Origin of the sequence: Kitasatospora viridis (assembly GCF_007829815.1) — a bacterium.
Lineage (GTDB): Bacteria > Actinomycetota > Actinomycetes > Streptomycetales > Streptomycetaceae > Kitasatospora > Kitasatospora viridis.
In genome coordinates, this window is record NZ_VIWT01000001.1 from 139,034 (window position 1) to 163,195 (window position 24,162).

The window sequence follows — 24,162 nt, forward strand, 5'->3', positions numbered from 1 at the left end:
CGATCGGTCCGGAAGGGATCGGGGCCCGTCCCGATGCATCGGGACGGGCCCCTCACACGGCACGCTAGGCCAGGATGATCAGCTGACCGGCTCGACACTCTCGCCGGGTGCCCGACCGCTCACCCGTTCGGTCTCCAGCGCGGCCTGCAGGATCACCACGGCGGCCGCCTGGTCGATCGCCGAGCGGCCCTTCTTCGCCTTCACCCCGGAGGCCCGCATCCCGGCGGCCGCGGTGACCGTGGTCATCCGCTCGTCCACCAGCCGCACCGGCACCGGGGCCACCAGCGCGGCGAACCGGCCGGCCCAGGCCCGCACCTTGGCGGCGGCCGGCCCCTCCTTCCCGCTCAGCGAGCGGGGCAGGCCGACCACCACCTCGATGGCGTCGTACTCCTCGACGATCTGCCGGATCCGGGCCGGCGCCTTGCCGCCGGCCGGCACCGTCTCGACCGGGGTGGCGATCAACCCGTCGGGGTCGCAGGAGGCGACCCCGATCCGGGCGTCGCCGACGTCGACGGCGATCCGCCGACCCCGGCGCCAGGCCGGCCGGAACTCCAGCTGAGGCTCCATCAGGCGGCGCGCTCCGCGACCAGTGCCCGCACGGCCTCGATCGCCTCGCCGACCGCGGCCGGGTTGGAGCCGCCGCCCTGCGCCACGTCGTCCTTGCCGCCACCGCCGCCGCCGAGCGTCTTGGCCGCGGTGCGGACCAGCTCGCCGGCCTTGATGCCGCGCGAGCGCGCGTCCTCGTTGGTGGCGATCACGGTCAGCGGGCGGTCGTTCGCCACGGTGAAGGCGGCGACCACCGCCGGGCGCGAGCCCAACCGGTTGCGCACGTCGAGCACCAGCTTGCGCAGCTCGTCCGCGCCGGTGCCGTCGGCCACCCGGGCGGCGACCACGGCCACACCCCGGACGTCCTCGGCGCCCTCGGCCAGACCGGCCGCCGCCGCCAGCACCTTCTCGGCGCGGAACTTCTCGATCTCCTTCTCGGCGTCCTTGAGCTTGGCGAGCATCCCGGAGATCTTCTCCGGCAGCTCCTCCGGACGGCCCTTGACCAGCTCGGTCAGCTGGGCCACCACGGTGTGCTCGCGGGCCAGGAACTTGTAGGCGTCCACGCCGACCAGCGCCTCGACCCGGCGCACGCCGGAACCGATCGAGGACTCGCCGAGCAGCTTCACCAGGCCCAGCTGGGCGGTGTTGCCGACGTGCGTGCCACCGCACAGCTCCTTGGAGAAGTCGCCGATGGTGACCACGCGCACCGAGTCGCCGTACTTCTCGCCGAACATCGCGATGGCGCCCTGCTTGCGCGCCTCGTCCATGGTCATCACCTCGGCGGTGACGTCCAGTTCGCGGGTCAGCACCTCGTTGATCTTCTGCTCGACGTCGGTCAGCACGCTGCCCGGCACGGCGGCCGGCGAGCCGAAGTCGAAGCGGAAGCGGCCCGGCGCGTTCTCCGAACCGGCCTGGGCGGCCGTCGGGCCGAGCGCGTCGCGCAGCGCCTGGTGGGTCAGGTGGGTGGCCGAGTGGGCGCGCGAGACGGCGCGGCGGCGGTCGATGTCGATGGTGGCGTAGGCCGAGGCCCCGAGCACCACCTCGCCGAAGAGCACCCCGCCGGAGTGCACGGTCACGCCCGGCACCGGCTGCTGCACGTCGCGGATCTCCACCACCGCGCCGGAGTCCAGCCGGATCCGGCCGTGGTCGGCGAGCTGGCCGCCGCCCTCCGCGTAGAAGGGGGTGCGGTCGAGGATGATCTCGACCTCGTCGCCCTCGGTGGCTGCGGGGGCCGGCATGCCGTCCACCAGCAGGCCGACCACGGTGGCCTCGCCCTCGGTGTTCAGGTAGCCGGTGAAGACCGAGGCGCCGGACTTGTCCGCCACCTCGCGGTAGGCCGCGACGTCCGCGTGGCCCATCTTCTTGGCCTTGGCGTCCGCCTTGGCCCGGTCCCGCTGCTCCTGCATCAGGCGGCGGAAGCCGGCCTCGTCGACCTGGAGGCCCTGCTCCTCGGCCATCTCCAGGGTCAGGTCGATCGGGAAGCCGTAGGTGTCGTGCAGCTTGAACGCCTGCTCGCCGGAGAGCACCGCGCCGCCGGCCTGCTTGGTCTCGGTGACGGCGGTGTCCAGCAGGTTGGTGCCGGAGCGCAGGGTCTGCAGGAACGCGGTCTCCTCGGCCACCACGACCGTCTCGATCCGCTTGCGGTCGCTCTCCAGCTCCGGGTACTGCGGGGCCATCGCCTTGATCGAGACGTCGATCAGCTCCTTGGCCACCGGGTCGGTGGCGCCGAGCAGGCGCATGTTGCGGATCGCCCGGCGCACGATCCGGCGCAGCACGTAGCCGCGGCCCTCGTTGCCGGGGGTGACGCCGTCGCCGATCAGCATCAGCGCGGTGCGGATGTGGTCGGTGACCACGCGCAGCGAGACGTCCGACTTGTGGTCGGCGCCGTAGGTGTGGCCGGTCAGCTCGGCCGCCCGGTCCAGGATCATCCGGCTGGTGTCGATCTCGAAGAGGTTGTCGACGTCCTGCAGGATGGCGGCCAGGCGCTCCAGGCCGAGGCCGGTGTCGATGTTCTTGCTCGGCAGGTCGCCGAGGATCTCGAAGCCGTCCTTGCCGTCACCGTGGCCGCGCTCGTACTGCATGAAGACCAGGTTCCAGATCTCCAGGTAGCGCTCGCCGTTGACCGCCGGGCCGCCCTCCTCGCCGTAGGCGGGGCCGCGGTCGTAGTTGATCTCCGAGCACGGGCCGCACGGGCCGGGCACGCCCATCGACCAGAAGTTGTCCTTCATGCCCAGGCGCTGGATCCGCTCGGCCGGCACGCCGATGACGTCGCGCCAGATCTGCTCGGCCTCGTCGTCGTCCTTGTAGACGGTGATCCAGAGCTTCTCCTTCTCCAGGCCGTAGCCGCCGTCCGCGACGGAGCTGGTGAGCAGCTCCCAGGCGAACTTGATGGCGCCTTCCTTGAAGTAGTCGCCGAAGGAGAAGTTGCCGCACATCTGGAAGAACGAGCCGTGCCGGGTGGTCTTGCCGACCTCCTCGATGTCCAGCGTGCGCACGCACTTCTGCACGCTGGTGGCGCGGGAGAACTGCGGCTTGACCTCGCCGAGGAAGTACGGCTTGAACGGCACCATGCCGGCGTTGACCAGCAGCAGGGTGGGGTCGTCGGCGACCAGGGACGCCGAGGGAACGACGGTGTGGCCGCGCTCCTCGAAGAAGCGCAGCCAGCGGCGGCGGATCTCTGCCGACTCCATGAGTGGTCCTTCCGGTTTAAGGGTGCTGACCCCGGCGCTGATCCAGCTGACGGGGCGTTGACGCGATGATCTGGGGGGTGGTGGTGCTGCGCGACGGGGGCAGGGCGGCCGACCGGGATGCTCCGGGGGCCGCCTCGATAGCTCGGCCCACGAGCGGCCGGCGCACCCGCGGCTCGACCACCGCGGTGCCGTCCAGCCCGAGGTCGGCCCGCAGCTGCTCCTCGCGCTCGGTCATGCCGGCCCGCACGTCCAGGGCGAACCGCCGGGCGGCGTCGCCGGCCCGCAGCGCGCCGCGGGCGGCGGTGCCGGAGAGGCTGTCCGGGGTGAGGCGGCGGGTCGCCTCCTCGGCCTTGGTCATGGCCCAGACGGCGGCGCCCGCGCCGACCGTCATCCAGAAGATGCGTCGTACCACGGTGCGTCAGCCCTTCACTGCTCGGCGGACCCGCGAGAGCAGGCCGCGGCGCGGGGCGGTGGCGGCGCGGACCTCGGCCCGGACCAGCCGGGCCAGCTCCTCCCGCTCGGCGGACTGCTGAGGCAGGGTCAGACCGGCCTGCTGGCGGCCGACCGCCTTGCGCACGCCGTAGCTGAAGGCCGCCATCTTGACCAGCGGGCCGCCCAGGGTGGCGGCGACGGTGGAGGAGAGCGCGTTCGCGTTGGCGGCGGCGTCCTGCACGTTGGCGGTGATGTCGTCCACCCGCTCCAGCTGCTCCTGCGCGCTGCGCACCGCGTCACCCGCGTCGCGCAGCAGCGGGACGGCCTGCTCGGCGACCGTGCCGACCAGCGCGGTGGCCTCCTTCAAGACCTTGGCGAGGCGGACCAGCACGACGGCGAGCAGCGTCACCAGGACAACCCAGCCGACGGCCACCAGCAGCCCGGCCAGCTCTGAGACGGACACCGCGCGCTCCCTTCCACTCCTCAGTACCGAACCCTATCGCGCCGGGACCCCCGGCTCCGCCGGATAACCGCCGGTGGGGCGGTCCCCGGTGGCACGGACCCCGCGTAACCTACCGGCTGGTCACCTCGTTGGGCCGCCCGGGGCACCGGTCGGCGGGCCCGGGGAGCCAGGAGGACCGGTGGAACGGCAGAGCACGGCGCGGCGCGGGAACCTGCCCGCTGAACTGACCAGCTTCACCGGACGGCACGCCGAACTGGCCGCCCTGGCCGCCCTGCTGACCGGCCCTCGGCTGGTCACCGTGACCGGGCCCGGCGGGGTCGGCAAGACCCGGCTGGCGCTGCGCGCGGCCGCGCTGGCCGCCGAGGAGGCCTTCCTGGTCGAGGTCGGCGAGCTGCACGACCCGCTGCTGCTCGGCCACGCGGTGCTGACCGCGCTCGGGCTCACCGACGGCACGGCGCGCCCGCCGCTGGACGTGCTGGTCGAGCAACTCGCCGAGCGCCGGCTGCTGCTGGTGCTGGACGGCTGCGAGCACCTGGTGGCCGCCTGCGCCGAGCTGACGGCGGCGCTGCTGCGGGCGCTGCCCCGGCTGCGGGTGCTGGCCACCAGCCGGGAGGCGCTGCGCACCGCCGGAGAGCACCTGCTGCCGGTGGCGCCGCTGCCGGTCGGCGCGCCGCCGGGGGTGCTGCCGGAGGCCGTGCGGCTGTTCGCCGACCGGGCGGCGGCGGTGCTGCCGGGCTTCGAACTGCGCACCGAGCAGCAGCGCGCGGAGGCGGTGGCGCTCTGCCGCCGCCTGGACGGGATCCCGTTGGCCCTGGAGCTCGCGGCCGGGCGGCTGCGGGCGCTGTCGGTGCGCCAGATCGCGCTCCGGCTGGACGACCGGTTCGAGCTGCTCACCGGCGGCGACCGCGGCGCGGCGCCCCGGCACCGCACGCTGCGCACCGCGATCGGCTGGAGCCACGAGCTCTGCAGCATGCAGGAACGTTTGCTCTGGGCCCGGCTCTCGGTCTTCGCCGGCGACTTCGACCTGGAGGCCGCCGAACACGTCTGCGCCGGCGACGGCCTCGACTCCGAGCAGGTGCTCGACCTGCTCGGCGAACTGGTCGCCAAGTCGGTGCTGCTGCGGATCGCCGGCCCGGAAGGCCCCCAGGGCCACCCGGTGCGCTACCGGCTGCTCGACACCCTGCGCGACTACGGCGCCGGCTGGCTGCGCGGCAGCGGCGCCGAGCACCGGCTGCGCCGCCGGCACCGCGACTGGTACCTGGGCCTGGCCACCTGGGGTGAGCTGGAGTGGTTCGGCCCCCGGCAGGCCGAGACCGCCGAGCGCACCTCGCTGGAGCACAGCAACCTGCGGGCCGCGCTGGAGTTCTGCCTCGGCGAACCGGGCGAGGAGCAGCTCGCCCTGCTGCTGGCCGGCACGCTCTGGTACTTCTGGGTCGGCTGCGGACACCTGGGCGAGGGCCGGCACTGGCTGGAGCGGGCGCTGGCGCTGGACCGCACCCCCACCGACGCCCGGGCCAAGGCGCTCTGGGTGACCGGCTACACCGCGATCCTGCAGGGCGACCGGGCCCGCGCACTGCCGCTGCTGGAGGAGTGCCGCCGCCAGGCGCTGGCCCGCGGCGACGACCGGGCGCTGGCCTACGCGCTGCACCGGCTGGGCTGCGCCGCGCTGATCGGCGACGAGCCGGCCCGGGCCGCCGAGCTGTTCCGGGAGGCCCTGGAGCGCTACGAGGCGGTCGGCGAGCTGAACAGCAACGTGCTGATGGCGGTCTTCGAACTGGGCCTGGCCCACCTGTTCCAGGGCGAGCTGGCCGAGGGCGAGGAGTGCATGGCCCGGGTCCGCACGGTCTGCGAGGAGCACGGTGAGCAGTGGGCCTACGCGTACGGACTCTACGCGCGTGCCTACTCGCAGTGGCTGGCCGGCGAGGTGCGCCAGGCCCGGGCCTTCGCCCGGGAGAGCGTGCGGCTGCACTTCGGCTTCCGCGACCTGGTCGGCATCGTGCTCGGCCTGGAGCTGCTGGCGCTGCTGGAGACCGAGCGCGGGGAGCTGCTGGAGGCCCGGCTGCTGCAGGGCGCGGCGCACCGGATCTGGCAGGCCGTCGGCGTGCCGCTGTTCGGCTCGGCGGGCTTCAACGCGGCGCACCGGGAGTGCGCCCGGCGGGCCCGGGCCGGGCTGACCGAGGCGGAGTTCGCCGACGCCTTCGACCGGGGCGGCGCACTGGACCTGCCGACCGCCGTGCACCGGGCGCTCGGCGAGCAGCCGTCGGCCGAGGCGCACGCCGCGGCGACGGACTGCGTGCTGCTCGGCCGGCGGCCGATCTGACGGACCCTCGGCTCCCCGGAACGCAACGGGCCCCCGCCACCGGCGAACCGGTGACGGGGGCCCGAGGAGGCGCTGAGTGCGCTACCCGCGGATCAACGCGAGTAGTACTCGACGACCAGCTGCTCGTCGCAGATCACGGGGACCTCACGACGCTGCGGCATGCGGTCCAGGCGGAAGGCCAGCGCCTTGAGGTTGACCTCAAGGTACTTCGGGGTCGCGCCCTCGCCCGCGTAGCCACCCTCACGGGCGACCTGGAACGGGACCTTCTCCTTGGACTTGTCCTTGACCGTGACGACGTAGCCCGGCTTCATCTGGAACGACGGCTTGTTGACCTTGCTGCCGTTGACCTGGATGTGGCCGTGCACGACCATCTGGCGGGCCTGGTAGATGGTCCGGGCGATGCCCGAACGCAGCACCAGAGCGTCGAGACGGGTCTCGAGCTCGGCGACCAGGACCTCACCGGTCTTGCCCTCGGCCTTGCGGGCACGGTCGAAGGCGCGAGCCATCTGCTTCTCGCTCAGGTCGTACTGGGCGCGCAGACGCTGCTTCTCGAGCAGACGGACCTTGTAGTCCGAGTTCTGCTTGCGGCCACGGCCGTGCTGGCCGGGCGGGTACGGGCGGGCCTCGAAGTACTTGACGGACTTCGGGGTCAGCGGAACGCCAAGAGCGCGAGCGATCTTGACCTTGGGGCGCTTCTGGTTCGCCATGGAACCGGAACCTCTTTCGTTCTGTGAATACGGCTGTCACCAGGTGTTGACGGAGGTCGCCTCTCGCGACCCGGAGAAAAAACCACCGGGGTGGTCAGCCGCTCTCCGGAGCCGGGCACGAACGTGCTTGTACACGGATCAGCAAGTGGTCCGTGACACCGATGACGGTGCGCGACGCTCCTGGCGGCACCGCCCGTGAGCGGGGCCGCGGGCCGTCGTCCCGCTGGTGCGGCCGGTCAGCCTGCTGGCTGCCGGACCCGGAACTTGGCACTTCGAGCGAGTATACCGGCTGCTTACCGCCCCTTGAGCCGGCCCCTGGTCCACTCGACCACGTCCGCGTAGCGGGCCTCGCCGCCGTTCCTGGTCGGCTCGTAGTACTCCTTGCCGTGCACCGCGTCCGGGGCGTACTGCTGGGCGGCGATCGAGCCGGGCAGGTCGTGCGGGTACTGGTAGCCCTGGGCGTGGCCCAGCTTGGCCGCGCCGGCGTAGTGGCCGTCCCGCAGGTGCGGCGGCACCGCGCCGGCCAGGCCCTGCCGGACGTCGGCCAGCGCCGCGTCGATCGCCAGGTAGGCGGCGTTCGACTTGGGCGCCAGGGCCAGCGCGATGGCGGCCTGGGAGAGGATGATCCGGGCCTCCGGGAAGCCGATCAGCGCCACCGCCTGGGCGGCCGCGACCGCGGTGGGCAGCGCCGTCGGGTCGGCCAGGCCGATGTCCTCGCTGGCCGAGATCATCAGCCGGCGGGCGATGAACCGCGGGTCCTCCCCCGCCTCGATCATCCGGGCCAGGTAGTGCAGGGTGGCGTCCACGTCGCTGCCCCGGATCGACTTGATCAGCGCGCTGGCCACGTCGTAGTGCTGGTCGCCGTCCTTGTCGTAGCGCACGGCGGCCTGGTTGACCGCGGTCTCGGTCACCGCCAGCGAGATCTCCGCCAGGCCCTGCTCCAGCGCCGCGCCGGCCGCCGCCTCCAGCGTGGTCAGCGCCCGCCGGGCGTCCCCGCCGGCCAGCCGGACCAGGTGGTCCTCGGCCTCCTGACCCAGCGTCACCTCGCCGTTCAGCCCGCGCTCGTCGGCCGTCGCGCGGCGCAGCAGCGCCCGGACGTCCTCGTCGGTGAGCGACTGCAGGGTGAGCAGCAGCGAGCGGGAGAGCAGCGGGGAGATCACCGAGAAGTACGGGTTCTCGGTGGTGGCGGCGATCAGGGTGACCCAGCGGTTCTCCACCGCGGGCAGCAGCGAGTCCTGCTGGGCCTTGGAGAAGCGGTGGATCTCGTCGAGGAAGAGCACCGTCTCCCGGCCGCTCATCCCGACCGCCCGGCGGGCGCCCTCGATCACCGCGCGGACCTCCTTGACCCCGGCGGTGATCGCGGAGAGCTCGACGAAGCGGCCCTCCACGGCCTGGCTGATCACGTGGGCCAGCGTGGTCTTGCCGGTGCCGGGCGGACCCCAGAGGATCACCGAGCTGGTCGCCGCCGGGCCCTTGGCGCCGGCCACCAGGCGGCGCAGCGGCGAGCCGTCCTTCAGCAGCTGGCGCTGCCCGGCCACCTCGTCCAGCGTGCGCGGGCGCATCCGCACGGCCAGCGGCGCCCGCCCGGGCTCGGCGGCCTGGTGCTGTTCGGCGGCGGCGGTGAAGAGGTCCGGTTCGTCCACCCCGCCACCCTAATGGGCACCGCGGACAGCCCGGGGCGGCTCAGGGGGTGGCACCGCTGTAGGTCAGGGTCGCCTCCAGGACCTTGGCGACCACGTCACCGCCGGAGTAGGTCGCGGTGCTGTCCGCGTTCAGGTAGAGGTGGGCGCTGAAGTCCGTCTCGCAGCCGGCTGGGTTGGAGCCGGCCGCGGAGGGACCGGACAGCTCCACCTCGGTGTCGGAGGTGCCCCGCACGGTGTAGCTGTACTCGCAGGTCAAGCTGCTGGAGAGGGTGAAGGTGGCCTGGGCCTGGGCCTGGTGCTGGTCCGTGCCGTTGACGATGTCCAGCGCCATGGTGCCCGCCCTGCCCGCCGGGTTCCCGTCCTGTCCGGCGATCGGGCCGGACCAGTGGCCGTAGAACTTGAGCGGGACGATCGGGCTCGCCGACGGCGACTGGCCGGTGCCGCTCGCACCCGCCTTGCCGCTCCCGCCGCCCATGTTCGCCACCGCGATCACCCCGCCCGCCAGCAGCAGCGCGCCGACGGTGATCACGATCGCCGACCTGGTGCGGTCCTTCGGCGGCGGCGGATCCGCGGGCAGCCCCATCCGCACCCGGCGGCGGCGCTCGGCCTCCTGGCTCGCGACCTGCCCGCGGCGCTCGGCCTCCTCGCGCTCCCGCTGGCGCCGCAGCAGCTCGGCGACCCGGTTCTGCTCCGGGTCCTGCACGGCCTGCGGCTTCGGCGGCGCCTGCGGCACCACCGTGGCGGCCGCGGTCGGCGGGTGGACCGGCGGGTGGGCCGGCGGCTCGGCCGGGCGCACCGGCACGGCCGCGAGCCGCTGGGTGCCCGGGTGCTGCACAGCGGCGTCCAGGTTCAGCAGCTCGGCCATCCGCCGGGAGATCCGCGCCATCAGCGGCGCGGCCAGCCAGCCCTGGTCCACCAGCACCCGGGCGCCCTGCGGGGCCAGCCGGGCGGCCAGCTGCGCCGGGGTCGGCCGGGCGGCCGGGTCCTTGGCCAGGCAGGCCGCCGCGATCTCCCGCAACTCCCCCTGCAGCGTGCCGAGTTCGGGCTCGCCGTGGGCCACCTTGTAGAGCAGGGTGGCGGCGCTCTCGGCGTGGAACGGCCCCTGCCCGGTGGCGGCGAAGACCAGCACCGCGCCCAGCTGGAACACGTCCGAGGCGGCCCCGAGACCGAGCCCCTGCACCTGCTCGGGCGACATGTAGCCGGGCGAGCCGACCACGTAGCCGGACTGGGTGAGCCCGGCCGTGGTGCTGCCGTCCAGCGCCCGCGCGATCCCGAAGTCGATCAGCACCGGCCCGTCCGGCGACAGCATCACGTTGGACGGCTTGACGTCCCGGTGGATCAGCCCGAGCCCGTGCACCGCCGCCAGCGCCTCGGCCAGGCCCGCGACCAGCGCCCGCACCCCGTGCTCGGCGAGCGGGCCGAACTCGGCCACCGCCTCGGCCAGCGCCGGCCCGGCCACGTAGCCGGTCGCCACCCAGGGCTCGGCGGACTCGGTGTCGGCGTCCAGCACCGGCGCCGTCCAGCTGCCGCCGACCCGGCGGGCGGCCTCGACCTCGCGCCGGAACCGGCCGAGGAACTCCGCGTCCGACGCCAGCTCGGACTTGACCCGCTTGACCGCCACCGTGCGCCCGCCCGGGCTGCGGCCGAGGTACACCTGACCCATCCCGCCGGCGCCGAGCCGACCCAACAGCCGGTACGGCCCGACCTCGACCGGATCCCCCGGTGCCAACGGCTGCATGCGCCTCTTCTCCCCCGTACGCCCGATCGACGGCCCTGATCATGGCGGCGGCCGGAGGTCGGACACAAGTCCGGTGCGTGGAGGCCCCCCGTCAGTTCCCGGGCAGGTTCACCGCCAGCGCGATCAGGCCGAGGATGAAGGCCGTCATCAGGCCGACGGTGGTCAGCAGCTTGAGCCAGATCCGGCCCTCGCTCTCCTCGCCCGGCTCCTCGCCGGTGGCCGGCAGCGGCTCGGCGGCCGGCCAACCCGGCTGGTCCGGGATCGGCCGGGCGTCGTACGACACGGCCGGCGCGGACGACACCGCCGGCGCGGACGCCGCGGCCGGCTCCGCGGGCGAGGGAGGCGCGGTCGGCACTGGAGGCGCGGTCGGCACGGGAGGCACGGCCAGCCGGTGGGTCTGCGGCGCCGGCCCGGCGTCCAGGTTCAGCATGTCCGTCACCCGGCGCAGGATCTGCGCCATCAGCGGCGCCGCCAGCCAACCGTGGTCCACCAGCGTCCTGGCCCCCTGCGGCGCCAGGCCCTCGGCCAGCTGCGCCGGAGTCGGCCGGGCGGCCGGGTCCTTGGCCAGGCAGGCCGCCGCGATCTGCCACAGCTCGCCGTGCAGCCCGCTCAGGTCCGGCTCACCGTAGAGCACCCGGTGCAGCACGGCCGGCGCGTGCGGGCCGGGGAACGGCTCGTGGCCGGTGGCCGCGAAGACCAGCACCGCACCGAGCTGGAAGACGTCCGAGGCGGCGCCCAGCGGCTCGCCCGCCGCCTGCTCCGGCGACATGTAGCCGGCCGTCCCGATCACGTAGCCGGTGCTGGTCAGCCCGGCGGTGTGGCTGCCGTCCAGCGCCCGGGCGATGCCGAAGTCGATCAGCACCGGCCCGTTCGAGGAGAGCATCACGTTGGGCGGCTTGATGTCCCGGTGGATCAGCCCCATCCCGTGCACCGCCGCCAGCGCCTCCGCCAGCCCGGCCACCAGCACCCGCGCCGAGTGCTCGCTGAGCGGGCCGAACTCCTTGACCGCCTCCTCCAGCGAGGCCCCGGCGACGTAGCCGGTGGCCACCCAGGGCTCGGCGGAGTCGGTGTCGGCGTCCAGCACCGGCGCCGTCCAGTCGCCGCCGACCCGCTGGGCCGCCGCCACCTCGCGGCGGAACCGGCCCAGGAACTCCGCGTCGGCCGCCAGGTCCGACCTGACCTGCTTGATCGCCACCGTGCGCCCGCCGGGGCTGCGGCCGAGGTACACCTGGCCCATGCCGCCCGCGCCCAGCCGCCCGAGCAGCCGGTACGGTCCGACCTCCGTCGGATCCCCCGCAGCCAGCGGTTTCACGCGCCCACCCCCATCGGCTCACTGACGGGCCATCATGGCGGGGCGGCGCACCCGGGCACAAGTCGGGTCAGGCCCGCCGCTCCAGCTCGGCCGCGTGGTCGGGGACGTACTTCTGGAGGTCTCGCGGCGGGCGCTGGTAGCCCTTCGTCGCCGGGCGCGGCGGCAGCGCCACCGGCGGCCTGGTGACGTCGCGGTAGGGGAGGGTGGAGAGCAGGTGGGAGATCATGTTGATCCGGGCCCGCCGCTTGTCGTCGCTCTCCACCACCTGCCACGGCGAGTCCGGCAGGTCGGTGTGGATGAACATCTCGTCCTTGGCCCGGGAGTAGTCCTCCCAGCGGCTGATCGACTCGGTGTCCATCGGCGAGAGCTTCCAGCGCCGCATCGGGTCGTCCAGCCGGTCCTGGAAGCGGCGCTGCTGCTCGGTGTCGCTGACCGAGAACCAGTACTTGCGCAGCTCGATGCCGGCCTCGATCAGCATCCGCTCGAAGGTCGGGCACTGGTGCAGGAACTGCCAGTACTCCTGCTCGGAGCAGAAGCCCATCACCCGCTCCACCCCGGCCCGGTTGTACCAGCTGCGGTCGAACAGCACGATCTCCCCCGCGGCCGGCAACTGCTCCACGTACCGCTGGAAGTACCACTGCCCGCGCTGGCGCTCGGTCGGCGCCGGCAGCGCGACGATCCGCGCCACCCGCGGGTTCAGGTACTGCGTCACCCGCTTGATCGTGCCGCCCTTCCCGGCCGCGTCCCGCCCCTCGAACACCACCACCAGCCGCACCCCCTCGGCCCGCACCCACTCCTGCAGCTTGACCAGCTCGTACTGCAGCCGCAGCAACTCGGCCTCGTACAGCTTCTTCGCCAGCCGGGGCTGCTTGGCGGGTGCATCGCTCACGGGGACTCCTGACGGGTCGGTAGCTGATGATCCCTCAGAGTAAGTCCGATCATCAGCACCCGCTCGCCGCACGGCTCAGCCCCGCAGCAGCCCCGCCGGGTCGAGCTCCAGCGCGAAGGGATCGTCCAGTACGGCACGCTCGCCCACCTGGACCAGGCGCTCCTGGTAACTGCCGAGCTCCAGGCGGCCGAGGTAGAAGCGCGGGGCCGGGTCGAGCTCGACCCTCCAGTAGTGCGGGATGCCCGCGGCGGCGTAGAGCGAGGGCTTGAGGCGCTTGTCACTGACCCGCGTGGAGGGCGAGGCGATCTCGATCACCACAGCGACGTCGTGGGCGCTCAGGGTCAGGCCGGCCTTCTCGACAGCGAGGGCGTCCGCGATGACCAGGTCAGGGATGAGCAGCCCGTCCGGAACGACGACGTTGACGGCCTCCAGTGCCTCGAACGGCGCGCCGACCGCCTCGATGGCTGCCGCCAGTGAAGCCCAGAGACGCGAACTGGTGCGCTGGTGCGGCACACCCGGGTTGGGGCTCATCAGCAGTGCCCCCCCGACCAGCTCGACCCGGTGGTGCGAGTCCTCGGGCAGTGCCAGGACGTCGTCCAACGTCCAGGGCCCGCTGTGCTGCTCAACAGCCGCAACGCTCACGGTCCTTCCTCCTCCTCCGAGTACCTGCCCACATTGTCCCCCGGAGGGGCACCGGGACGGTATCGGTTCACAGTGTCATCCGGATAAACGACGACCGGTGACGACCCGTTACGGCAAACGGGTCATCACCGGTCGTTGGAGCGCGTGCGGCGCGGGGCTCAGCTCTCCGGCTTCGCCTCGGTCGCGGACTTCGGCGTGGCGTCCACGCCGGCCTCCTTGCGCTGGGCCGCGGTGATCGGCGTCGGCGCGCCGGTCAGCGGGTCGCCGCCGGTGGAGGTCTTCGGGAAGGCGATCACGTCGCGGATGGTGTCGTAGCCGCCCAGCAGGGTGACCACGCGGTCCAGGCCGAGCGCGATGCCGCCGTGCGGCGGCGGGCCGTAGTTGAAGGCGTCCAGCAGGAAGCCGAACTGCGAGGCGGCCTCCTCCTCGGAGAGGCCGATCGCGTCGAACGCCCGCTTCTGCACCTCGCGCTGGTGGATGCGGATCGAGCCGCCGCCCAGCTCGGAGCCGTTCAGCACCAGGTCGTAGGCGTTGGACAGGGCGTTGCCGGGGTCGGTGTCGAAGCTGGCGAGCGACTCGGCGGTGGGCGCGGTGAACGGGTGGTGCACCGCGTGCCAGCCCTGGAACTCGCCCTTCTCGTCCTCGATCGGCTCGAACATCGGGAAGTCGACGACCCAGAGGAAGGCCCACTGCGACTCGTCGATCAGCTCGCAGCGGCGGCCGATCTCCAGGCGGGCGGCGCCCAGCAGCTCCTGGGAGGCGGTGCGCTTGCCGGCCGCGAAGAAGACCGCGTCGCCGTTCTTGGCGCCGGCGGCGGCGGCCAGGCCGGCCAGGTGCTCCTCGGAGAGGTTCTTGGCGACGGGGCCGCGCAGCTCGCCGGTCTCGGCGTCGATCAGCACGTAGGCCAGGCCCTTGGCGCCGCGCGCCTTGGCCCAGTCCTGCCAGGCGTCCAGCTGCTTGCGCGGCTGCGAGGCGCCGCCGGGCATCACCACGGCGCCGACGTACGGGGCCTGGAAGACCCGGAACTCGGTGCCCTTGAAGTACTCGGTGAGGTCGGTCAGTTCCTGGCCGAAGCGGACGTCCGGCTTGTCCGAGCCGTAGCGGGCCATCGCGTCGGCGTAGGACAGGCGCGGCAGCGGGTTGGGGATCTCGTAGCCGTGCACCTCGCGCCAGATCGAGCCGACGATCTTCTCGCCGAGGGCCAGGACGTCCTCCTGGTCGACGAACGAGGCCTCGATGTCCAGCTGGGTGAACTCCGGCTGCCGGTCGGCGCGGAAGTCCTCGTCGCGGAAGCAGCGGGCGATCTGGTAGTAGCGCTCCATGCCGGCCACCATCAGCAGCTGCTTGAACAGCTGGGGCGACTGCGGAAGCGCGTACCAGTGACCGGGCTGCAGGCGGACCGGGACCAGGAAGTCGCGGGCGCCCTCCGGGGTGGACCGGGTCAGGTACGGGGTCTCGATGTCGAGGAAGTCGTTCTCCTCCATCACCCGGCGGATGATGTTGCTCACCTTGGAGCGCAGCCGCAGCGCCTTGGCCGGGCCCTCGCGGCGCAGGTCCAGGTAGCGGTAGCGCAGCCGGACCTCCTCGTTCACCGTGCCGGGCTCGTACTCGGCGACCTGGAACGGCAGCGGGGCGGCCTCGGAGAGCACCACGATCTCGCTCACCACGACCTCGACCGCGCCGGTCGGGATGTCCGGGTTCTCGTTGCCCTCGGGGCGGACCCGGACGTCACCGACCACCTTGACGCAGTACTCGGCGCGCAGGCCGTGCACGGAGTCCAGGTCGCGGACCACGACCTGCACGGTGCCGGAGGCATCGCGCAGGTCGATGAAGGCCACCCCGCCGTGGTCGCGGCGGCGGGCGACCCAGCCGGCCAGGGTGACGGTCGCTCCGGCGTGCTCCGCGCGGAGCGTGCCCGCGTCGTGCGTGCGGATCACAGCTGCTTCTCCTTCAGGGTGGTGACGAGTGCTTCGAGTGCGACCGGGGCCTGCTCGCCGGTGGTCATGTCCTTGAGCTGGACGACCCCTTCGGCGAGGTCCCGGTCCCCGGCCACCAGGGCGAAGCGGGCCCCGGAGCGGTCGGCGGACTTCATGGCGTTCTTGAGGCCCTTGACGCCGAAGGCGAGGTCGGTGGCCACGCCGGCCCGGCGCAGCTCGGTCACCTTGGCGAAGAGCACGTTCTTGGCCTCCTCGCCGAGCGCGACCGCGTACACCGAGGTGGTCGCGGGCAGGTCGAGGGTGATCTCCTCGGCCTCCAGGGCCAGGAAGATCCGGTCCACGCCGAGGCCCCAGCCGACCGAGGGCAGGGCCGGGCCGCCGAGCATCTCGGACAGGCCGTCGTAGCGCCCGCCGCCGCCGATCGCGGACTGCGCGCCGAGCCCGTTGTGGACGAACTCGAAGGTGGTGCGGGTGTAGTAGTCCAGGCCGCGGACCAGCTTGGGGTCGTCCACGAAGGCCACGCCGGCGGCGGTGAGCAGCGCGCGCACCTGCTCGTCGTAGGCCTTGCAGTCCTCGCAGAGGAAGTCGCGCAGCATCGGCGCGCCGACCAGCTGGGCCTGCACGGCCTCGCGCTTGTCGTCCAGCACCCGCAGCGGGTTGATCTCGGCCCGGCGCCGGGTGTCCTCGTCCAGGTCGAGGCCGGCCAGGAAGTCCACCAGTGCCGCCCGGTAGACCGGGCGGCACTGCTTGTCGCCCAGCGAGTTGAGCAGCAGCCGGTAGTCGGTCAGGCCGAGCGAGCGGAAGGCGTCGTCGGCCAGGATGATCAGCTCGGCGTCCAGCGCCGGGTCCTCGGCGCCCAGCGCCTCGGCGCCGACCTGGGAGAACTGCCGGTAGCGGCCCTTCTGCGGGCGCTCGTACCGGTAGAAGTTGCCCGAGTACCAGACCTTGACCGGCAGGTTGCCCAGCTTGTGCAGGTTGGCCTGGAGCACCGCGCGGACCACCGAGGCGGTGCCCTCGGGGCGCAGCGCCAGCGCCTCGCTACCGCGCTGGGTGAGGGTGAACATCTCCTTGGTGACGATGTCGGTGGACTCGCCGACGCCGCGGGAGAACAGCTTGGTGTCCTCGAAGACCGGGGTCTCGATGTAGCCGTAGCCGGCCCGGCGCAGCGGGGCGGCCAGTGCCTGACGGATCGCCAGGAAGGTCGCGGAGCTGGGCGGGAGCAGGTCGTAGGTGCCCTTGGGGGCGGTGAAGGTGCTCAACTTCTCTTCCGTCACATTCCTCGTCGCGGTGCCGCGGGGCCATCCGACAACCCCATCACCTGCTGGAGGTACGGGTTGGTGGCGCGCTCGCGGCCGATGGTGGTCTGGGCGCCGTGGCCGGAGAGCACCACGGTCGCGTCGTCGAGGGGCAGGCAGACCCGGGCCAGCGATCGCAGGATGGCTGCGTGGCTGCCGCCCGGGAGGTCCGTGCGCCCGATGGAGCCGGCGAAGAGCAGGTCGCCCGAGAAGAGAACCGGGGGGATCTCCTCGCTCGCGGGCGTCCGGAACGTCACCGACCCCTCGGTATGGCCGGGCGCGTGGTCGACGGTGAACTTCAGACCGGCCAGCTCCAGTTCGCTGCCGTCGGTGAGCAGCCGCAGGTCGTCCGGCTCGCCGATGGTCAGCTCGCCCATCAGCGGCATCCCGATCGAGCGGCCGAGCGCCTTCTCCGGGTCGGACAGCATGTACCGGTCCGCCGGGTGGATCCAGGCCGGCACGCCCTGGGCGCCGCAGACCGGGACCACGGAGGCGACGTGGTCGATGTGCCCGTGGGTGAGGACCACCGCGACCGGCTTGAGCCGGTGTTCGCGGACCATCTCCTGCACTCCGGCCGCCGCCTGGTGGCCGGGGTCGACGATCACGCACTCCTCGCCGGCCGCGGGGGCCACCAGGTAGCAGTTGGTCCCCCAGGCTCCGGCTGGGAATCCGGCGATGAACACGGTTGACCTCTGCTGGCGTGTCGGGGTGGACGGGGGACGGGCTTGTCGGTGCAGCCTACCGGCGGTAAGGCACCGGTTGCGAACCGGATACCGGTTGCTGGCGTGCCGCCGTGCCGGTGGTTCGGATGCCCCGTTCCCGCCTTCTCACCGTGTTCTTACCGACAGGGTCCCTACACTTGGCGGCTGGTGGATGCGATGATCCGCCCAGCACATCCACACTTCCGTGCAGTACGGCGTTACCTAGGAGAGACGGCCCGGTGGTCACCAGCGAACAGCGGCGGCGGCAGCTCGCCCGCGAGAAGTACGAGCGGCAGCAGGCGAACCGCGTCGAGGCCCGGAGCAAGGCGAAGCGCCGCAACGCGATCATCGCCGGCGCGGTCGCCGTGGTGGTGGTCGCCGGCGCGAGCCTGGCCGCCTCCGGCGTCTTCTCCTCCGACGGCAAGAAGAAGGCCGCCACCGCCAGCGCGGCCCCGGTCGGCAAGGGCTGCACCACCCCGCAGCCCGGCTCGCCGAACAACAAGCAGTGGTCCACCGAGCCGAGCATGACGGTCGACGCCAAGGCCACCTACACCGCCACGCTGGACACCAGCTGCGGCACCGTGACCTTCACCATGGACGCGAGCAAGGCCCCGCACACGGTCAACTCGTTCGTCTTCCTGGCGGGTCAGAACTACTTCGACCACACCAAGTGCCACCGGCTCACCACCCAGGGCATCTACGTGCTGCAGTGCGGCGACCCGACCGCCACCGGCTCCGGCAGCCCGGGCTACAAGTTCACCGACGAGAACCTGACCGGCGCGACCTACCCGGCCGGCACCGTCGCGATGGCCAACTCCGGCCCGAACACCAACGGCAGCCAGTTCTTCCTGGTCTACAAGGACACCCAGCTGCCCGCCAGCTACACCCCGTTCGGCAAGATCACCGGCGGCATGGACGTGCTGAACAACATCGCCCAGGCCGGCGAGAACGACGCGAACGGACAGGGCGACGGCGCCCCGAACGCCACCGTGGTGTTCAACAAGGTGACCGCCGTCAAGGACTGACCCGGTCCGCCGGAAATCGACCCGGCCCGGATGCGGACAGCACCGGGCCTGGTCGCCTATGTTGCTGTTGTATAGGGTGCCCTGGCCCGCCGCCGTCACCCAGGGCAGCACCGCAAGCACCTGGAAGACTCGGGCGGGCAGGGACGACGGGCCATCGGTCCGCCGCACATTCAACTGTGGACGACGGATCCGCACCCAGTCGGTGACGGGACGTCATGTGGAGGAGGCGCTGTGAGCAGCGACCCGTGGGGCCGTGTCGACGAGCAGGGGACCGTCTACGTCAGGACGGCCGAGGGCGAACGCGTCGTCGGCTCCTGGCAGGCGGGCTCCCCGGAGGAGGCTCTCGCCTACTTCGAGCGCAAGTACCAGGGCCTGTCCGCCGAGATCGGGCTCCTGGAGCACCGGGTGCGCAAGACCGACCTCGGTGCCAAGGACGCCCAGACCGCGCTGGACCACCTGCGCGCCCAGGTCGTCGAGGGCCACGCGGTCGGCGACCTGGCCGCCCTGGCCCAGCGCCTGGACACCCTGGCCGGTGAGATCGAGACCCGCCAGGTGGAGCGCAAGGCGGCCCGCGCCAAGGCCACCGAGGAGACCCGCACCGCCAAGGAGGCGCTGGTCGCCGAGGCGGAGCAGCTCGCCGAGTCCACCCAGTGGCGGGAGGCCGGCGACCGGCTGCGCGCCCTGGTGGACACCTGGAAGGGCCTGCCCCGCCTGGACCGCAAGAGCGACGACGAGCTGTGGCACCGCTTCTCGCACGCCCGCTCGGTCTTCTCCAAGCACCGCAAGGCGCACTTCGCGCAGCTGGACGCGGAGCGGGACCAGGCCCGGGCGGTCAAGGAGCGGCTGGTCACCGAGGCCGAGGCGCTCTCGAACTCCACCGAGTGGGGCGACACGGCGGCCCGCTACCGCGACCTGATGGCGCAGTGGAAGGCCGCGGGCCGGGCCCAGCGCGACGCCGAGGACGAGCTGTGGGCGCGGTTCCGCGGCGCCCAGGACGTCTTCTTCCAGGCCCGTTCGGCGATCTTCACCGAGCGGGACGCGGAGCAGGCGGAGAACCAGAAGCTGAAGGAGGCGCTGGCCGCCGAGGCCGAGGCGATCCTGCCGATCACCGACATCAAGGCGGCCAAGGCGGCGCTGCGCGGCGTCAGCGAGCGCTGGGAGGCGATCGGCCACGTGCCGCGCGACGCCAAGCCGCGCCTGGACGGCCGGCTGGGTGCGGTCGAGCGGGCGATCCGCGAGGCCGAGGACGCCGAGTGGCAGCGCTCCAACCCGGAGGCCAAGGCCCGCGCGACCGGCATGACCAGCCTGCTGCAGGCCGCCGTGGACAAGCTCCAGGGCGAGCTGGACAAGGCCCGGGCGGCCGGCAACGCGAGCAAGGCGGCCAAGCTTGAGGGCGAGCTGGCGGGCCGTCAGGCGCTGCTCGACCAGGCGCTGAAGAGCCTGCAGGAGTTCAGCGGCTGATCCGCCGTCAGCACGACGGTCCGCCGTCAGCACAACGGGAAGGGGCCCACCGCCGCGGCGGTGGGCCCCTTCCCGTTGCTCACTTCCGGGCCGAGGTGACCCGGTAGACGTCGTAGACGCCCTCCACCCCGCGCACCGCCTTGAGCACGTGCCCCAGGTGCTTGGGGTCGCCCATCTCGAAGGTGAACCGGCTCATCGCCACCCGGTCCCGGGAGGTCTGCACGGCCGCCGACAGGATGTTGACGTGCTGGTCGGAGAGCACCCGGGTGACGTCCGAGAGCAGTCGCGAGCGGTCCAGCGCCTCGACCTGGATCGCCACCAGGAAGACCGAGGACTGGGTGGGCGCCCACTCGACCTCGATCATCCGCTCGGGCTGCTGGGTCAACGAGTCCACGTTGACGCAGTCCGCCCGGTGCACCGAGACGCCGTTGCCCCGGGTGACGAAGCCGACGATCGGGTCGCCCGGCACCGGGGTGCAGCAGCGGGAGAGCTTGACCCAGACGTCGTCGACGCCCTTCACGATCACGCCCGGGTCGCCCTTGGCCCGGCGGCGCCGCTGCGCCCGGCCCTCGTGGCTGGGCACGGTGGCGGTCTCGGCGTACTCCTCGGTGGCGCCCTCCTCGCCGCCGAGCGCCTGGACCAGCTTCTGCACGATCGACTGGGCCGAGACGTGGCCCTCGCCGATCGCCGCGTACAGCGAGGAGATGTCCGGGTAGCGCATCTCGTGGGCCAGGGTGACCAGCGAGTCGCCGGTGAGGATCCGCTGGATCGGCAGGCCCTGCTTGCGCATCGCCCGGGCGATCGCCTCCTTGCCCTGCTCGATCGCCTCCTCGCGGCGCTCCTTGGAGAACCAGGCCTTGATCTTGTTGCGGGCCCGCGGCGACTTGACGAAGGTCAGCCAGTCCCGGGACGGGCCGGCGCCCTCCGCCTTGGAGGTGAAGACCTCGACCGTGTCGCCGTTCTCCAGGGTGGATTCCAGCGGCACCAGCCGACCGTTGACCCGGGCTCCTATGCACCGGAAGCCGACCTCGGTGTGCACCGCGAAGGCGAAGTCCACCGGGGTGGCGCCGGCGGGCAGGGCTATCACGTCGCCCTTGGGGGTGAAGACGAAGACCTCGTTGTTGGACAGGTCGAAGCGCAGCGACTCCAGGAACTCGCTGGGGTCCTCGGTCTCCTTCTGCCAGTCCAGCAGCTGGCGCAGCCAGGCCATCTCGTTGACCGCGCCGGCCTTGTCCTCCTTGCGCACCTGGGTCGGGGTGTCGGTGCGCACCTTGGAGGTGCCGGCCACCGCGCGCTGCTTGTACTTCCAGTGCGCGGCGATGCCGTACTCGGCCCGGCGGTGCATGTCGAAGGTGCGGATCTGCAGTTCGACCGGCTTGCCCCCGGGACCGATCACCGTGGTGTGCAGCGACTGGTACATGTTGAACTTGGGCATCGCGATGTAGTCCTTGAACCGGCCGGGGACCGGGTTCCACCGCGCGTGGATGGTGCCGAGCGCCGCGTAGCAGTCCCGCACCGTGTCGACCAGGACCCGGATGCCCACCAGGTCGTAGATCTCGGCGAAGTCGCGGCCGCGGACGATCATCTTCTGGTAGACCGAGTAGTAGTGCTTCGGCCGGCCGGTGACCGAGGCGGAGATCCGGGCCCCGCGCAGGTCGTGCTGCACCTGGTCGATCACGGTGGCCAGGTACTCGTCCCGCTTCGGCGCGCGCTCGGCGACCAGCCGGACGATCTCGTCGTACATCTTGGGGTAGAGGATGGCGAAGGCCAGGTCCTCCAGCTCCCACTTGATGGTGTTCATGCCCAGCCGGTGCGCCAGCGGGGCGTAGATCTCCAGCGTCTCGCGGGCCTTCTTCTCCTGCTTCTCCCGCTTGAGGTAGCGCATGGTGCGCATGTTGTGCAGCCGGTCGGCGAGCTTGATCACCAGGACCCGGGGGTCCTTGGCCATCGCGACGACCATCTTGCGAACCGTTTCCGCTTGCGCGGCCTCGCCGAACTTGACCTTGTCCAGCTTGGTGACGCCGTCCACCAGCAGCGCGACCGAGTCGCCGAAGTCCTGGCGCAGCGTCTCCAGGCCGTAGTCGGTGTCCTCGACGGTGTCGTGCAGCAGACCGGCCATCAGGGTCGGGGCGTCCATGCCCAGTTCGGCCAGGATGGTGGCGACGGCCAGCGGGTGGGTGATGTAGGGGTCGCCGCTCTTGCGCTTCTGGCCGCGGTGCCAGCGCTCGGCCACCGTGTAGGCGCGCTCGATGTCGCGCAGCAGGGCCGGGTCGGCCTTCGGGTCCTGGGCCCGGATGGTGCGGAACAGCGGCTCCAGCACCGGGTTGTGCACGGCGCTGCGCTGGCCGCCGAAGCGGGCCAGCCGGGCCCGCATGCCGCCGCTGGCGGAGGCCTGGCGCAGCGCGGGGCCGACCGCGCGGGCCAGCCCGGAGGGGGGTGCCGGCCGCGCCGAGGTGGCGCCGGACGGCGCGGGCTGGCGGGCGCTCTCCTCGTTGGCGGGCGCCGCGCCCGTGTGCTGGGCCTCGTCGGGCAACGACACTCCTCGGTACGCACCGGATGAACCTTCATGGTACCGAGCGCGGCGCGGCGGCGGCCGACCGGTGCGCCCCTGACATGCCGAGAGCGGTGATCGCGTGTGCGATCACCGCTCTTCGGAACGGTCCGGTGTCAGACCGTGACCAGGGTCTCCAGCGGAGCCCCGGCCAGGTGCGGGGCGAGCCGCTCGCGCCCGTCGAGGAAGCCGAGCTCCATCAGCACGACCACGCCGACCAGTTCGGCGCCGGCCCGCTGGACCAGGTCCAGCGAGGCGGCGATGGTGCCGCCGGTGGCCAGCACGTCGTCCACCACCAGCACCTTCTCCCCGGGGGCGAAGGCGTCGCACTGCACCTCAAGGGTGGCCGAGCCGTACTCCAGGTCGTAGGACTTCTGGAAGACCTCGCCGGGCAGCTTGCCCTTCTTGCGGATCGGCACGAAGCCCAGGCCCGCCGCGACGGCCGCCGGAGCGGCCAGCACGAACCCGCGGGCCTCCAGACCGACCACCTTGGTGGCGCCCAGCTCCTTCGCCCGCTCGGCCAGCGCCCGGGTGAGCGCCCCGAAGGCCTCGGCGTCGGCGAGCAGCGGGGCGATGTCCTTGAACAGCACCCCCGGCTTCGGGTAGTCGGGCACGTCCCGGATCCTGCTGTTCAGCAGGTCGGTCAAGGCGGTGTCGGTCACGGGGTTCCCCATCTCAGCGCTTGCCGGAGGGCCGGCCCTTGCCGCGGGCCCGGCCCGTCGGCTGGTTACGCTGACCGACCATACCCGCCGCGACACCGTCGGCCACGGCCTGCTCGGCCTCGTCCACCGGCTCCGCGGTCGTGCCGGCCGCCTCGGCGGCGGCCGCCGCCTTGGCGTCCGCCGCGCGCCGCTGGGCGACCCGCTTGGCCAGCGCCCGCATCTGCGGGGTCTGCTCCTTGAGCTGCGCCAGCAGCGGGGTGGCGACGCAGATCGAGGAGTAGGCACCGGCCGACAGGCCGATGAACAGCGCCAGCGAGATGTCGTTCAGGGTGCCGGCGCCGAGGATGCCGCCGCCGATGAAGAGCAGTGCGGCGACCGGCAGCAGCGCCACCACCGTGGTGTTGAGCGAACGCACCAGGGTCTGGTTGAGGCCGGCGTTGGCCGCCTCGCTGTAGGTGAGCTTGTTCTGCTTCTCGATGTCCTTGGTGTTCTCCTTCACGGTGTCGAAGACGACGACCGTGTCGTAGAGCGAGTAACCGAGGATGGTCAGGAAGCCGATCACCGTGCCCGGGCTGACCTCGAAGCCGACCACCGCGTAGACGCCGATGGTGATCAGCAGGTCGTGCACGAGGGCGACCAGCGCGGCCAGCGCCATCCGCCACTCGAAGGCGATCGCCAGGTAGGCGGTGACCAGGACCATGAAGATCACCAGGCCGAGCAGCGCCTTCTGGGAGATCTCGTGGCCCCAGCTCGGGCCGACCACCTGGGCGTCGATGTTGGCGGCGTCCACGCCCAGGTCGGTGGAGAGGTCCTTGACGACGGTGTCCGAGGACACCTTCTCGTCGGCGCTGACCTGGATCCGGATCTTGCCGTCACCGGTGGACTGCACCTGCGAGGTGGAGTCCCCGACGATCTTGTTGATCTCGGTCTGCGCCTGGCTGATCGTCAGTCCGGGCTTGGTGACGGTGTAGACCGACCCGCCCTTGAACTCGATGCCCAGGTGCAGCCCGACCGTCGACAGTCCGATGACCGCCACCAGGGCGATGACCCCGGAGATGCTGTACCAGAGCTTGCGGCGGCCGACGAAGTCGAAGCTGATCTCGCCCCGGTAGAGACGGTGGCCGAGGTTGCTGAAGCGTGACATTGCG

The 24,162-nt window shown here is 72.4% G+C and carries 19 protein-coding genes; 3 read left to right on the plus strand and 16 right to left on the minus strand.

Going from position 1 to position 24,162, the window contains the following annotated elements; genetic code table 11:
• Window positions 1–78: 78 nt before the first annotated feature.
• Genes ruvX through FHX73_RS00660 form a run of 4 tightly spaced genes read right to left on the minus strand, consistent with a single transcriptional unit; the run spans window position 79 to window position 4,131 of the window.
• Complete coding sequence (gene ruvX, locus FHX73_RS00645; protein ID WP_145902736.1) at window positions 79–567, minus strand: Holliday junction resolvase RuvX; 489 nt, start codon at window positions 565–567, stop codon at window positions 79–81.
• A complete protein-coding gene (gene alaS / locus FHX73_RS00650; RefSeq protein ID WP_145902737.1) occupies window positions 567–3,236 on the minus strand; it encodes an alanine--tRNA ligase in 2,670 nt (889 codons plus the stop codon). Before alaS ends, ruvX begins: the two co-directional genes overlap by 1 nt.
• Before the next feature lie 16 nt (window positions 3,237–3,252).
• Window positions 3,253–3,648: a DUF6167 family protein gene (locus FHX73_RS00655; protein ID WP_145902738.1), complete on the minus strand. Its 396-nt coding sequence runs from the start codon at window positions 3,646–3,648 to the stop codon at window positions 3,253–3,255.
• A 6-nt stretch (window positions 3,649–3,654) separates the two neighbouring features.
• Window positions 3,655–4,131: a DUF948 domain-containing protein gene (locus FHX73_RS00660; protein ID WP_145902739.1), complete on the minus strand. Its 477-nt coding sequence runs from the start codon at window positions 4,129–4,131 to the stop codon at window positions 3,655–3,657.
• A gap of 178 nt (window positions 4,132–4,309) precedes the next feature.
• Here FHX73_RS00660 and FHX73_RS00665 point away from each other — a divergent pair, with 178 nt between their 5' ends.
• On the plus strand, window positions 4,310–6,451 hold the full coding sequence (locus tag FHX73_RS00665; RefSeq protein ID WP_211786103.1) for an ATP-binding protein: 2,142 nt from the start codon (window positions 4,310–4,312) through the stop codon (window positions 6,449–6,451).
• Window positions 6,452–6,543: 92 nt separating this feature from the next.
• On the opposite strand, the gene rpsD is transcribed toward FHX73_RS00665, so the two are convergent.
• The 9 genes from rpsD to FHX73_RS00710 form a co-directional block, all read right to left on the minus strand.
• Complete coding sequence (gene rpsD / locus FHX73_RS00670; RefSeq protein WP_145902740.1) at window positions 6,544–7,158, minus strand: 30S ribosomal protein S4; 615 nt, start codon at window positions 7,156–7,158, stop codon at window positions 6,544–6,546.
• 293 nt (window positions 7,159–7,451) lie between these two features.
• Window positions 7,452–8,801: a replication-associated recombination protein A gene (locus tag FHX73_RS00675; protein WP_145902741.1), complete on the minus strand. Its 1,350-nt coding sequence runs from the start codon at window positions 8,799–8,801 to the stop codon at window positions 7,452–7,454.
• Window positions 8,802–8,841: 40 nt separating this feature from the next.
• Window positions 8,842–10,539: a serine/threonine-protein kinase gene (locus FHX73_RS00680; protein WP_145902742.1), complete on the minus strand. Its 1,698-nt coding sequence runs from the start codon at window positions 10,537–10,539 to the stop codon at window positions 8,842–8,844.
• Between the two features lie 91 nt (window positions 10,540–10,630).
• Entirely contained in the window at window positions 10,631–11,851 is a 1,221-nt protein-coding gene (locus FHX73_RS00685) for a serine/threonine-protein kinase (protein WP_246213282.1), read from the minus strand.
• Window positions 11,852–11,918: 67 nt separating this feature from the next.
• Complete coding sequence (ppk2, locus tag FHX73_RS00690) at window positions 11,919–12,740, minus strand: polyphosphate kinase 2 (protein ID WP_145902743.1); 822 nt, start codon at window positions 12,738–12,740, stop codon at window positions 11,919–11,921.
• A gap of 75 nt (window positions 12,741–12,815) precedes the next feature.
• Entirely contained in the window at window positions 12,816–13,382 is a 567-nt protein-coding gene (locus FHX73_RS00695; protein WP_145902744.1) for a Uma2 family endonuclease, read from the minus strand.
• Window positions 13,383–13,540: 158 nt separating this feature from the next.
• Window positions 13,541–15,319: an aspartate--tRNA ligase gene (gene aspS, locus FHX73_RS00700; RefSeq protein ID WP_145902745.1), complete on the minus strand. Its 1,779-nt coding sequence runs from the start codon at window positions 15,317–15,319 to the stop codon at window positions 13,541–13,543.
• The gene (gene hisS, locus FHX73_RS00705) at window positions 15,316–16,578 is read right to left on the minus strand and encodes a histidine--tRNA ligase (RefSeq protein ID WP_145902746.1); all 1,263 of its coding nucleotides are present in this window, start codon (window positions 16,576–16,578) and stop codon (window positions 15,316–15,318) included. The genes aspS and hisS overlap by 4 nt, the downstream gene beginning before the upstream one ends.
• Window positions 16,579–16,589: 11 nt before the next feature.
• Window positions 16,590–17,297: an MBL fold metallo-hydrolase gene (locus FHX73_RS00710; RefSeq protein WP_145902747.1), complete on the minus strand. Its 708-nt coding sequence runs from the start codon at window positions 17,295–17,297 to the stop codon at window positions 16,590–16,592.
• A 257-nt stretch (window positions 17,298–17,554) separates the two neighbouring features.
• On the opposite strand from FHX73_RS00710, the gene FHX73_RS00715 reads away from it, so the two are divergent.
• Entirely contained in the window at window positions 17,555–18,340 is a 786-nt protein-coding gene (locus FHX73_RS00715) for a peptidylprolyl isomerase (protein ID WP_145902748.1), read from the plus strand.
• Window positions 18,341–18,571: 231 nt separating this feature from the next.
• Window positions 18,572–19,801 carry a DUF349 domain-containing protein gene (locus FHX73_RS00720; RefSeq protein WP_145902749.1) on the plus strand — a complete coding sequence of 410 codons (1,230 nt, stop codon included), beginning with the start codon at window positions 18,572–18,574 and terminating at the stop codon, window positions 19,799–19,801.
• A 79-nt stretch (window positions 19,802–19,880) separates the two neighbouring features.
• Here the strand turns inward: FHX73_RS00720 and FHX73_RS00725 are convergent, their stop codons facing one another.
• From FHX73_RS00725 to secF, 3 genes are all read right to left on the minus strand, one after another.
• A complete protein-coding gene (locus FHX73_RS00725; RefSeq protein ID WP_145902750.1) occupies window positions 19,881–22,334 on the minus strand; it encodes a RelA/SpoT family protein in 2,454 nt (817 codons plus the stop codon).
• 134 nt (window positions 22,335–22,468) lie between these two features.
• Window positions 22,469–23,026 carry an adenine phosphoribosyltransferase gene (locus FHX73_RS00730; protein ID WP_211786104.1) on the minus strand — a complete coding sequence of 186 codons (558 nt, stop codon included), beginning with the start codon at window positions 23,024–23,026 and terminating at the stop codon, window positions 22,469–22,471.
• 1 nt (window position 23,027) lies between these two features.
• Complete coding sequence (gene secF / locus FHX73_RS00735) at window positions 23,028–24,158, minus strand: protein translocase subunit SecF (RefSeq protein WP_145902752.1); 1,131 nt, start codon at window positions 24,156–24,158, stop codon at window positions 23,028–23,030.
• Between the last annotated feature and the right edge of the window lie 4 nt (window positions 24,159–24,162).